General features: G+C 53.9%; 8 protein-coding genes and 1 other RNA gene. 6 read left to right on the top strand and 3 right to left on the bottom strand.

The features are described from left to right. Window positions 1-5 precede the first annotated feature (5 nt). From EII30_RS07965 to ssrA, 5 genes are all read left to right on the top strand, one after another. Window positions 6-1,124 (top strand): ABC transporter permease, encoded by a 1,119-nt coding sequence (locus EII30_RS07965; RefSeq protein WP_124886808.1) that lies wholly within the window; start codon window positions 6-8, stop codon window positions 1,122-1,124. 10 nt (window positions 1,125-1,134) lie between these two features. Further along, on the top strand, window positions 1,135-2,856 hold the full coding sequence (locus tag EII30_RS07960; protein ID WP_233569457.1) for an ABC transporter ATP-binding protein: 1,722 nt from the start codon (window positions 1,135-1,137) through the stop codon (window positions 2,854-2,856). Window positions 2,857-3,006: 150 nt separating this feature from the next. Continuing rightward, the gene (locus EII30_RS07955) at window positions 3,007-4,704 is read left to right on the top strand and encodes a DUF885 domain-containing protein (RefSeq protein WP_124886806.1); all 1,698 of its coding nucleotides are present in this window, start codon (window positions 3,007-3,009) and stop codon (window positions 4,702-4,704) included. Between the two features lie 8 nt (window positions 4,705-4,712). Next, window positions 4,713-5,429 carry a pyroglutamyl-peptidase I gene (locus EII30_RS07950; RefSeq protein WP_255409825.1) on the top strand — a complete coding sequence of 239 codons (717 nt, stop codon included), beginning with the start codon at window positions 4,713-4,715 and terminating at the stop codon, window positions 5,427-5,429. Window positions 5,430-5,594: 165 nt separating this feature from the next. Beyond that, window positions 5,595-5,968, top strand: a transfer-messenger RNA (tmRNA) gene (ssrA, locus tag EII30_RS07945). A 104-nt stretch (window positions 5,969-6,072) separates the two neighbouring features. On the opposite strand, the gene EII30_RS07940 is transcribed toward ssrA, so the two are convergent. The 3 genes from EII30_RS07940 to EII30_RS07930 form a co-directional block, all read right to left on the bottom strand. Beyond that, window positions 6,073-6,606 (bottom strand): restriction endonuclease subunit S, encoded by a 534-nt coding sequence (locus tag EII30_RS07940; RefSeq protein WP_124886804.1) that lies wholly within the window; start codon window positions 6,604-6,606, stop codon window positions 6,073-6,075. Next, window positions 6,569-9,760 carry an N-6 DNA methylase gene (locus tag EII30_RS07935; RefSeq protein ID WP_124886803.1) on the bottom strand — a complete coding sequence of 1,064 codons (3,192 nt, stop codon included), beginning with the start codon at window positions 9,758-9,760 and terminating at the stop codon, window positions 6,569-6,571. Before EII30_RS07935 ends, EII30_RS07940 begins: the two co-directional genes overlap by 38 nt. A 230-nt stretch (window positions 9,761-9,990) precedes the next feature. Then, a complete protein-coding gene (locus EII30_RS07930) occupies window positions 9,991-11,259 on the bottom strand; it encodes an ATP-binding protein (RefSeq protein WP_124886802.1) in 1,269 nt (422 codons plus the stop codon). A gap of 319 nt (window positions 11,260-11,578) precedes the next feature. On the opposite strand from EII30_RS07930, the gene EII30_RS07925 reads away from it, so the two are divergent. Then, window positions 11,579-12,520 (top strand): restriction endonuclease, encoded by a 942-nt coding sequence (locus EII30_RS07925; RefSeq protein WP_233569456.1) that lies wholly within the window; start codon window positions 11,579-11,581, stop codon window positions 12,518-12,520. The last annotated feature ends 70 nt before the right edge of the window (window positions 12,521-12,590 follow it).

The raw sequence follows: 12,590 nt of genomic DNA, 5'->3' as shown, positions 1-12,590 counted from the left end.
GTGCCATGTCTACACAAAATAACACTCCAAACACGAGCAGTATTGACATTAACAACCTTGCTGAGGTTGAGGATGCAAAACTGCGTAAGAATACTGACAAGTCATACAGCCAGGGTCAGATGGTGTGGCGGCGTTTCCGCAGTCACAAGGCCGCGATGATTTCATCGGTTGTGCTTATTATCGTGATCATTCTCGCTTTCACATCGATTGGCCTGGGTGACAACATTCCGGGCTGGTGGGACAAGAACTATAAGTCAACAGGCTCGGTAATCAATGGCGGTGTGCCAAGCATCGCTGCCGGACACCCGATGGGTCAGGACCACCTTGGACGTGACTACTTCGCGATGGTTATGCGTGGAACCCAGCAGTCTCTGATTATTGCTTTCGTGGTGGGGCTCACCTCAACCGCGATCGGTGCGATTATCGGCGCTATATCCGGATACTTCCGTGGCTGGGTTGACGCAGTGCTGATGCGTATGACCGATCTGGTGATTGTGATCCCGCTGCTGGCTATCGCAGCTGTGCTCGGTAAACTGTCATCTGTTTTCACCAAAGGCGGTATTCTGCCGCTAGCGGTTATGCTCGGTCTTGTCACCTGGACGTCGCTTGCCCGTCTGATTCGCGGTGAGGTATTGTCGCTGCGTGAGAAAGAGTTTGTTGCGGCAGCCATTTCGATGGGTGCAAAACCGTCTCGCGTGATCTTCAAACACCTGCTGCCAAACACCATCGGTGTGATTGTGGTTAACGCAACCTTCGCTATCTCAGCGGCGATTCTGCTTGAGACCTCGCTGTCATACCTCGGCTTCGGTGTGAAGGCGCCGGATACCTCGCTCGGCCTTCTGATTAGCCAGAACGAGGCGGCGTTCACCAACCGGCCGTGGCTGTTCTGGTGGCCAGGCTTGATGATCCTTGCGGTCACCCTGTCGGTTAACTTCATCGGTGATGGTCTGCGTGATGCGTTTGACCCACGCCAGTCCGGCAAGCTTAAGAAGCGTCGGCTGCTTGGCCTGTTTGGCCGGAAAGAAGCGCTTGATGCCTACGCTAAAGACACTGCCGCCAAGAAAAAGACGGTAGACACCGAGCCTGCTAAGGCAAGCTCAGCAGGAGGTTCTGATGTGCGCTAAAAAACGTGACATGCCGGCTGTAACAACCTCAACCAACGTGGTTTATCGCCACGATGATCGGGGTGGTAAGCCTATTCTGTCTTTCCAGCACGTGGCGGTTAGCTTCGACACCGAGTTCGGTGTTGTTGATGCGGTGAAGGGTGTCAGCTTCGATGTGCACCCGGGCGAGGTCGTTGCGCTGGTCGGTGAGTCTGGCTCAGGTAAGTCAGTTACAAGCTCAACAGCGATGGGTCTTCTACCCTACAACGCCAACATTACCGGCAAAGTTTTGCTCGGTGATGACGATGTCCTGAAGATGTCACCGGGGCAGCTGCGGCGGATCCGCGGCAGCCGCGTTGCAATGGTGTTCCAGGAGCCGATGACCGCTCTCAACCCGGTTCTCACCGTCGGCGATCAGCTGATGGAGTCGCTCAACGTGCACGGTGTTGCTTTCGGAAACGAGGCAAAGCGCCGCGCGGTTGAGCTGCTGGAGATGGTGGGTATCCCCGACGCGGTTAACCGTCTGAAGCAGTATCCGCACCAGTTCTCTGGCGGTCAGCGGCAGCGTATTGTGATCGCGATGGCGCTCAGCTGCTCACCGGAGGTGATTATTGCGGACGAGCCAACCACCGCGCTTGACGTGACAGTGCAGGCCGAGATCCTGGAGCTGCTGCGCAGCCTGAAAGACAAACTCAACACCGGTATTCTGCTGATCACCCACAACATGGGTGTTGTAGCGGACATGGCGGATCGTGTTTGTGTGATGCTGCGCGGCGAGCTGGTTGAGAGCGGCGACGTGCACCAGGTGATGCAGAACCCGCAGCACCCGTACACACAGCGACTGCTCGGATCCGTGCCAAAACTGGGCGAGAGCCTGGAGGTTGCAGTGCCGGAACCGGTAACCAACGCGGTTAAGGCCGGCGCTGAGTACGCGGTTGCAGCGAAGAGCATCTCCATCGCCTATGAGCACCGCGGCAAGAAGAACGTGGTTGTGCATGACGTGTCGTTCACGGTTGCGCCGGGTGAGATTCTCGGCCTGGTGGGCGAGTCGGGCTCCGGTAAGTCGACAATCGCGAAGAGCGTGCTCGGGCTTTTGCCGATCACCCAGGGCAGCATGAAGCTGTACGGCAGGGAGCTGACAAGCCTCAGCAAGGCGGAGACCCGCGCGATGCGTAAGCAGATCGGCGTGGTCTTCCAGGATCCGGCAGCCTCGCTGGATCCGCGCTTCCCGATCGGTGACGTCATTGCCGAGCCGATGGTGATCCACAAGGTTGGCGATAAAAAGTCTAGGCTGGAGCGGGTTTATGAGCTGCTTGATGCGGTTCGACTGCCTCGCTCAACCGTCAACCGTTACCCGCACGAGCTCTCCGGTGGACAGCGGCAGCGTATCTCGATTGCGCGTGCGCTGACCCTCGACCCGGACGTGCTGATCGCTGACGAGCCAACCAGCGCGTTGGACGTGTCTGTGCAGGCGGCGGTGCTTGACATGTTTGCGGAGCTGCAGAGCCAGTATGGTTTTGCGTGTCTGTTCGTGTCACACGACCTGGCGGTTGTTGATATGCTGGCGCACAAGGTGCTGGTGTTGAAGGACGGCCGTGAAGTTGAGAGCGGAAAAACAGCCGATGTGCTGCACAACCCGCAGGCGGACTACACGAAGCGTCTGCTGGCGGCGGCGCCGGTTCCGGATCCAGATGAACAGCGCTCCAAGCGTGAAGAGCGCAACCGGATTCTCGGGGTGACCGGGCTGCAGTAGAACAGATAGGGTCGGGTGCTTGTCGATTAGATGGGCACCCGACCTCTGTTACGGAGGCACCGCGTCGGCGGGTATCGCCGGAGCGACTGCCGCGCGGTGCGGATGCCGCGGCGGGTTAATCGTAAAGCTGAAGAAAGAATAGGAACAAAGATGACTCTGTCTTTTGAGCTGCCAGAGCAGCTGAAAATCGTTCGAGACAAAACCAAGGTTGACGAGATCGCCAACCGCTATCACGAGCGGATCCTGGAGCTGGATCCCGCATTTGCCACCACCGTTGGTCGCACTGGTCGTGAAACCGAGTACGCAGACTACAGCCCAGCCGGCCTGAAACAGTATGTTGATGCGGCGCGTGAAACCCTCGCGGAGCTCGCGGAGGCAACCCCGGCAGACCGCCAGGACGAGATCACCATTGATGTGATGCAGGAGCGCCTCGGCCTGATTGTTGAACAGGACGAGGCTGGTCTCGGCTTCTGGGAGCTGAATCCGCTCGCAACCATCCCGCACGAGGTGCGAATGGTGTTTGACCTGATGCCGCAGGAGAGCGCGGCCGACCACAGCAACATCGTCGGCAGGCTCGAAAACGTGGCGGGGGCGCTCGCGAGTTTTACCGAGACGCTTGAACACTACGCTAAGGCGGGCAGTGTTGCGGCCGCCCGCCAGGTGCGTCTGCTGGTTGAGCAGTTCAACGACTATGGCAAAGACGGTGGCTTCTTCGACGATCTCGCCAAGGCGGCAATTGCTGCCGATGAGGGGCTTGCGGATCGCGCAACCGCCGCCGCAACCAGCGCAAAGCGTGCATTCACCGACCTCGCAAACTACCTGCAAGAGCGGCTGCTGCCGATTGCGCCGGAGGGGGACGCGGTTGGGGAGGACCGCTACCGTCTGCACCTGCGCAGCTTCCTCGGCGCTGACGTGGATCTCGCCGAAACATACCGCTGGGGTGTTGCCGAGCTCGACAGGATTATCGCCGAGCAGGAGCGTGTTGCGGGCGAGATTAAAGAGGGTGCCTCAATCGCTGAGGCGAAAGAGGTTCTGAACTCTGACCCGGCACGGAAACTGCACGGCACTGACGCGCTGCGCGACTGGATGCAGCGTCTCAGCGACGAGGCCGTGAAGGCTCTCGCAGGTGAACACTTTGTGATCGCCGGGCCGATGCAGGAGCTTGAGTGTATGATCGCGCCAACCCAGGACGGCGGCATCTACTACACTGGTCCGTCAAGCGACTTTAAACGTCCAGGCCGGATGTGGTGGTCGGTTCCTCCGGGGGTTACCGAGTTCACCACCTGGGCTGAAACCTCAACCGTTTACCACGAGGGTGTTCCTGGCCACCACCTGCAGATTGCGACCGCAACTGTGATGGCTGACTCGCTCAACCTTTACCGCTCTGAGGGTGTTTGGGTTTCCGGTCACGGTGAGGGCTGGGCGCTGTATGCTGAGCGCCTGATGGAAGAGTTCGGGTTCCTGAACGATCCGGGCGACCGCATGGGTATGTTGGACGCGCAGCGGATGCGTGCCGCCCGCGTTGTTTTTGACATTGGCGTGCACTGCGGCTTTGAAATCCCAGAGAACTGGGCCGAAAAGATCGGGCACTCGGGAGTGTGGACGGCTGACGCTGGCTACGAGTTCTTGAAACAGAACCTCGACATTGAAGAGGGTAACCTGCAGTTCGAGTTCCACCGCTACCTCGGCTGGCCGGGGCAGGCGCCAAGCTACAAGGTTGGTCAGCGCGTCTGGGAACAGCTGCGTGACGAGGCGCTCGCGTCAGGTAAATCCCTCAAGGAGTTCCACACTGAGGCGCTGAAGCTCGGCACTATGGGGCTTGACAGCCTCAGGCGGGCGCTTGCGTGAAAATCCTGGTGACGGGTTTTGACCCGTTCGGTGGCGAGACGGTTAATCCGGCGCTGTTGGCTGTGAAGCAGCTGCCGCCGGTTATTGCCGGCGCCGAGATTATCACCGCCGAGGTGCCAACCGTGTTTGGTGAGGCGGGCGCGAGGGTTGCTGCTATCATCGCAGAGCAGCAACCCGACGCGGTCGTCTGTGTCGGGCAGGCGGGTGGATCCGAGTGCCTCACACCCGAGCGAGTCGCGATCAACCTCATCGACGCCGTAATCGCCGACAACGCCGGCCAGCAACCGGTTGATGAACCGGTTGCCGCTGACGGCCCGGCGGCGTACTTTGCGACGCTGCCGGTGAAGGCGATGGTTAACGCCGCGAAAGAGCAGGGTGTTCCCGCCAGTCTGTCATATTCCGCGGGCAGCTACGTCTGCAACTATCTGATGTACAGCGTTCTGCACTATCTCGCGACCGGTGAGATTGGCGGTGCTGGTGGGGCTGATGGGGCTGATGGTGGTGCTGGTGTCGCTGATGTAGCTGGTGGTGCTGGTGCTGCTGCCCCGGGTGGGTTTGTGCGCGCCGGGTTTGTGCACGTTCCCTTCGTCCCCGAACAAGTGCCAGCCGATAGCGATAAACCGTCACTGCCGCTGCCCGATATCGTTCGAGGCCTAACCGCCATGCTTGCGGCGGTTGTTAACAACGAGGGCGACGAGGCGGTGTCGATGGGGCGGATCCACTAGCCCCTAACAAACGGGGTTGCAGCCCGCTGCCTGGTTGGGGAGTGGCGCCGGAAAATAAGGCTTGCTGTTTTAGCTGCTGCTGTGTTATGCTGGTTAACCGCCTAAGTTTTGGCGGTTGGTTGTTTGAAAATTTCACAGTAATGTGAAGAAACCACAACCCGATAAGGGGCCGATCGGTTTCGACACGTCAATTTGAGACCGTGAGAAGCGGGTCGAGGACGCAAGTTATCTCGTTAACGCTCTTGCAAACAATAGGTGCAAACTCTAAACGCGCCGACTTCGCACTTGCTGCTTAAGCAGGGCGGTTAAAAAGTCCGTCACCCGTGGGTTCGTCTTCGCCCCACGGCTGGCGTCATCCTAGAAGACTTGCTGCTGCGTAGCGTCTCAGGGCGCAGTGGGACTTTCAACTGAGGCTGGGTCTGTCGGCTAAGGTGTTCGTAACAATAGCCGGGATCGAGCAAAACGCTTAACGAACTACACTCGTAGAAGGCATGGAATCGTTGACGTGGACCCGGGTTCAATTCCCGGCGGCTCCACAAATTGGTGGGATCCCAACGGCGCTGGGGCCCACCAATTTTTTTGTTTAGACACTGCGCCGGGGATTGAACCCGGAACGCATTAAATCTAGCTAACCTCGCCTTAACTAGCCGAGAAACTCCTGGATGATCTTGCTTCGTTTTGTTGAAAGCTCTTCAAGATGATTCTCAAGTTCGGATATCTGTTTCTCAAGTTCGATAACCTGAGCAATCGCTTTGTTTTGCTCATTGGCAGGTGGAATTTGAATAGTAAGTCCAGCAATGCGATCAGTAGATGCCCGATAGGTTCGAGAGAATCGTGCCTGACTTCCTGCGACTTCGAGCACATGCGCCAAATAGCGCGGATTGACTAGATCGGAGTTGCTGCGCAAAACCCCGCAATGATCTGTGGGGTAGAAAGGTATATCGGCTGGTAGGTAGTTCACCATCCAGTCGCCATCAATTCCCCAAAGGACAGACGGCATAGAGAAGTCTTCGAAGAGCGTCTTATCGAGATAGCCGAAAGGTTCCGTAACGTTCGCACTATAGACCGGTACGCTACCGCTAGGCGCAAGGTCTTTGTCGAGCACGCGCTTACCTAAGCGGATACTGAAGTAGTTTGGGTCACCTAGCTTTAGGCGCTGTCCCCCCCCCCGTGGCAAGCACGTCTAATTCAGCAAACAGATTCTGAATCTTCTTGCGGTAAATCTCGATAGTCATACGTGTGGATTCATACTCTGTATCTACCGCAGAACAGGCGGCAACGACCTTCTCCTGCGTTTTGAAATCAATATCTGGCACTGGAATTTTCTCGATATCAGAAGGGTATACGTGTGGTTGGGCAGCACCTTTTTGGTAGACATCAATTATTTGATTCTCAATAGACTTCAAGAAATAGAAAAGCCAGAGAGTAGTGGTGGCATTATTAGCTTGGATAGTAGTGCAGTCAGAGGCAAAGATAGGCTCGTCCCAGTAATTAATGTAGCCAGCATTAGCTCCAGAGGCACTAACAGTAATTACGTTCTCGGCACGATTCGCTTCGCTAGTGAGGTATGCGTATGTTTTACCTCCTGCTACGACCTTAACTGTTCCCGTTCCAGCTTTATCAGCAGTTATCGCTTGACCTTTCTTGATGGTTAGGTTAGGGAGTTCACTAAGAAAGACCGTTCTGTACTTTGTAGAGAACGAAATGTACTTATCTGCGACAGTTTTTATAGCTGAATTAAACGTTGACCGCGAAAAGTCGAGCATATCTGCAGTGCTGAGTACTGAAGCATATGCTTGGTTGTCTTCGGTGATTGCAGGAACTGTAATGAATGATTCACGCACTGCTGCTGCGAGCGTGTCTGGGGCTTCACGGTTAGCTTCGTTATAGAGTTTGCCGCCGGGGCGCTGGATTTTGATACCTTCGCTGCCTTTGCGGTTTGACCATTTGTATCCGAGGAACTCTTCCTGCTCTTTGTTGTCGTTAGGAGCAGTGATGACTAGCGTATGCTGCTTCCGGGTGAGTGCAAAATAACGGAGCTTTTCTGCTTCAATTGGGCGGATGTAATTGTAGAACACTGCCTTAAGCCTTTGTTCCTGATTGGATGCCGACAGGGCCTTGAACGATCGCTGCTTCGTTAGCTTTGGTTCTTCGCTCTTATTGAAATCATTCAGATAAGGTTTGAAATACTCTATATCAGCCAAGTCGCTCAAGGATGTTTGTCGTTGAATCACAGCAGTTCGATAGACGTCATCATTGACCGCTATACTACGCAAGTATTCGGTAAAGATCGCCGCATCTTCCCAGTCCTGAGAATCTGTGCCATTCAGAATCGCTTCTACTGAATCTGCTATAAGAGCGGCGCGTTTCGGTGGTTCGTCGTACTTTTCTAGAAACAGCACGATCGTGTTTGTTCCGGTCGCGCCGAAGGTTTTTGATCCGAACTGGACAATGGCGCGGATGAGGAAGTTTTGCAGTAATACTTGACGAGCGCCGCTATAGCTGGCGGAGTTGTTGCTGAGAATCGAGGATGGCAAGATAACCGCAGCAATTCCTTTAGGTTTCAGTAATTGGGCGATTCTTTCTACGAAGAGCACTTCAATTTCGCCGCCCTGCTCACCAATAGCATCGAGCAGCTCAAACTGATTATCTTTCAAATCTAGGTGCTGTTTGAAGGCTTTTACCGAGTATGGTGGATTAGCCACGAGCACGTCGAAGCTGCCCGGAGTGATGCCTTGGTCAGGCTTGTTGTCAAGGCCATCACCGAAAACAATGATACCCTCTCCAGCGCCATTCATGAATAGTGAAATCTTGGAAACGCGGGCAAGGCGGTAGTCTTTCTCGATGCCGAAGATGTGATCGCGCACCCACGAGTTGTCTACGTACGAGTTGTGAAAAGCGTTGATTGCTTCCACAGCTTCGGTAAGGAAGTGCCCGGCGCCACAAGCGTAGTCTATGACGCGCGGGTATTTAGATTCTGCCTCACTACCTGCAATCTTTTGCATGGGCAGGCAGTCCCATATGAAGCGGGTGATTGGCGTGGGAGTGAAGAATTGGCCTTCGTTTTGCTTGAACCCTTTGTTGAGGAGTTGTTCGAACAGGTCGCCAAGGAATTGATGCTTCTTAGTGTAGACGATGCGGTAGCGTTCGAACAGTTGAACCACCTCGATGAGTACCTTGCCATTTTGGAAGAATAGCTCCTCGTTGTGCACATCTTTGAAAGCAAAATCGTTGTTCGAATAGAACTTCAGGATTTTGATGGTGCGGTCAAGATCCTCAATCGCTTTCTTGCGCTTCGCGCTAGTGTAGTTCCTGAACAAGCGCTCAGGGTAATCGGCTGGAATATAGAAGATTTCTTCCTTCATGAACTTCTGCATGCCTTCTTGATGCAGGCGTTGCAGTCGGTCTTGTAGTGACTCGTATGTGTCGCTACCTTGGCGATATTGAAAATCGACTATGTCATTTTCAGTTTTCTCGTATTCGTCAACGAGCTTGCAGATAAACAAGGCAATCAGTCTGTTAAAAGCGTTCTCTTTATCGGAGACGTTGTTGTGGCGAAGGATCTCCTCGAAACGGTTAACAATATTGTCTTCAGGGGAGAACTCTTTAAGGTCCTTCTTGCGCAGCGGCAGCACTTTGACGTCATAGGCGCTAGAGTCTGGACTGAAAATCAAATCTCCTTGGAACTGCTGTCCATAGGTTTCCTTCCACACTGCAAAAAGGGTCGCCACAGATGTAGAATCACGATACAAAGTGATCGTACCGTCTTTTTCTGCCTGCTTCTCTTTCTGCGGATCATCGAAAGCCGAGATTACTTCCGTCTCGTAAATAACTTCACCGTCACGAAAATCAGAGGCATACAGTGACAACCACTGAGCCGAACCTTCTTGTTGGCGGTAGGTGAAGAGCTGGCCGCCATCAAGAATCAACTGCCGGTGAGCTTTCTTGTACTCCGCACCCGCTGTCTTACACTCAATAATTGTGATAACGCGCTGCCCGCTAGGGTCATATACGCATATGTCAGCTCGACCACCCTTAGCTGTGTGACCAAGCGGCCAACGCTTCTCCAGCTCTAGATGCTCCGGGCGGTAGCCCTTCCTAAGCAGCCGATAGACGCATTCTAGAACAACAAAGTTCTCGTTATCGGAAAAGTTCGTCGTCTGGTTCTCATTGACCTTTAGAGCATGAGGGTAAATGATTCGACGATCACGGAAATCAACCATAATGTGGTCGCTAAATCCGTCACCGAATTTACCCACGCACAAATGATCATCATCCTCGAATCCAAGGGATCTAAGTGCCTCTCTCAGATTTTGCTGATTAATGGTCACCGGCGCTCCTTCGGGGAAATGCGTGATCCTTGGCCTCCTCCTTCGTCAACCGATGCATCAACACACCTCCATGCAGCTTTATAGAAACAGAACAAACCAGAATCAATTGTATCGCCAGCAGGGCTTGTAAGGGTACAAGTTTAGGTGTCCAGGGTTTTGTTCCGGTTGAGTAAATGGGGAAAGATAAGCCTGTTGAGCTCATCTCAATGGTGTGTGAAGACAGCTTACCGTCATACGCCCAACGCAGACAACGGCAAAACTGTTACTCCGTCCGGGCGCTGGTAAGCGTAGCCATCTGGAACGATGACAACCAGTGCACGTGGATCCCCGGCTTTCGATTTATCGACGTTACTTGCGAATTTCAAAAGGCTCTGAGCGCCTGATTCAATCCACGATGCACCTAACTTCACTTCGAATGCCGCCCAGGTGCCGTCGCGTAGCTCTACTACCGCATCAACTTCTTTTCCGTCGTGTGTTCGGGCATAGAATACTTTACCGCCGAGAGGCTGGGCCAATACTCGTAAATCACGCACAACCATGTTTTCGAACAAGAAGCCCATGTACTCTAGATCGTTCAAGATAGCATTGGTGCCTGTGCCTAAAGCGGCAACAGCTAAAGAGGGATCCATGAACATGCGTTTCGGAACCTTTGTCAGCGAGGCGCGAGATCGTAGATGGGTGTTCCATGCTGGTAGATCCTCGATGATGTTCAGTCGGGTCAGCTCATCAAGGTAAATGTCGACAGTTGCGCGATCCAGCGTGGCAGAGTCTCCCGCGGTCTCGTTCGCCAACTTGGAGACGGAAATCTGATTACCTACGCTTCTGGCGAGGGACTGCATTAATCGTCTGAGTTTCACCGAATCACGGCGACGTTCAGCTAGGCGCGGTATATCTACCTCGATAATCTGATCAATGTATCCAAGGTTAACTAATGCAGCTGCTGCATCGTCAAGTTCAAGAGAGCCTGGCCACCCACCTCGTACAATGATCCGTGCTAAATCAGCTACAGGTAAAGGATCCCCTTGGCCGTCACACTTCTCACCTGCCATTAGCGCTGAAAAAGAAACCTGTGCTGATGAGAATCCGAGTTCGAGAATGCTCATTGGGCGCATCTGGAGACGTGCAAAACGCCCTGCGCCAGAATGACGACGCGCGTCATCGTCAGGGGTGGAGCTACCGGTCAAAATGAATTGACCTTTATGGGGTGATCGCTCATCAACTTGATGACGCACTTCATTCCACATTTGGGGTGCTATTTGCCATTCATCCAACAGAACTGGAGTTTCCCCCTTCAACAGTTCGCTTGGAGATACGCTTGCCATGAGTTGAGCATTAACGTCACGATCCAGGTTCACCACAGTGCGCGCATACCGAGAAGCTGTAGCTGTCTTTCCACAAGCCTTCGGGCCTTCAATAACTATCGCGCCGACAGCGGCAAGTAAGTCCTGAAGCTCTTGATCTATCACGCGCGAACGATAAGTGCTTTCCTTTGATGTCATGTATAAATTCTACCTCATCCAGCAACTTTCGATGATTTCATCCAGCAACTTTCGATGATCCAGCAACTTTCGATGATTTCATCCAGCAACTTTCGGAGATTTCATCCAGCAACTTTCGGTGATTTCATCCAGCAACTTTCGGATATCTTGCCTGTGTAACCGCATCTGGAATTGAGCCAAAACCGCAGTAAAAGTGAGCCACTGTCGGTGACGGTCGAAAAGTAGCCCACGGTGACGGTCAAAAAGTAGCCCACGGTGACGGTCAAAAAGTGAATCTTCCTGGGTTTTGTTCTGTGTCGTTTGGGTGTAAAGACTATTCTTGAAACTGTTGGAGCATAAGCAATGTGCCGTGCAATTCGAGAGTGATGAAGGCGTTGTAATGATTGATCGGGTCCCTACAATTGATGAGTTCAGACCGGTAACACTTCGGGTGCTGGCTGATGGGGAGGTGCGTAGCTTTAGTCAGTTGTGCGCTGCCGCGGCAAAGCACCTACAGCTGAGCGAAACGGCAATGGAAGAGAGGGTGCCCAGTGGCCAACCGCGATACCACAACCGTATGAACTGGGCTTGCTCTGGATTGGTGAAATCTGGTTTGCTGGAACGTCCAAAACGTGGGATGTACCGCATCACTGAAGACGGCCTGGCGGTTGATGCCAGGGGCCTCACCGCATACAGTGAGAAAGATATGCTTGAGTGGCAGCGCTGGCGGGAATATCAAGACGAGATCGCAGAGCGGAAATCTGCCGAAAGCAGGCAACCAGACTCTGTTTCTGTGGAGGCTGATTTTGACCCGACTGAGCAAGCGATAGAGCTGACTCGGATCCACAATGCATCTATCGAAACCGAGCTGCGCGGCAAACTGCAAGAAGGGACGCCCGCTTTCTTCGAAAAGGCAGTGGTGGATCTGCTCTGGGCAATGGGATACGGAGGCCCGCACGGTGAACGTGAACATCTTGGAAAATCTGGTGACGGTGGTATCGACGGTGTCATCCGGCAGGATGCGCTTGGTCTGAATAAGGTTTATATTCAAGCCAAGCGCTACGCTGACAGTAACCATGTTGGCCGCCCGGCAATCCAGCAGTTTTTCGGCTCTCTCTCGAGCCGTGGTGCAGACCGCGGTGTTTTCATCACAACCTCTCGTTTCTCCGAAGAAGCAAAGCGTGAAGCAGAGGTCTACAAAACCATCATCTTGATTGACGGTATCCGCCTAACCAAGCTAATGCTTGAATACAAGGTTGGGGTTGAGGGGGCCCGTTTTTAGGTCCAGGCGTTATTAGAGTTTTTCAACCCGCCACCTGCTGTTGAGCAAACTCTCTCGGAGTGAGATAACC

Source organism: Leucobacter sp. OH1287, assembly GCF_003859945.1.
Lineage (GTDB): Bacteria > Actinomycetota > Actinomycetes > Actinomycetales > Microbacteriaceae > Canibacter.
The sequence above is the reverse complement of the archived record's forward strand: the minus strand, read 5'-3'. Positions and strand labels throughout refer to the sequence as shown.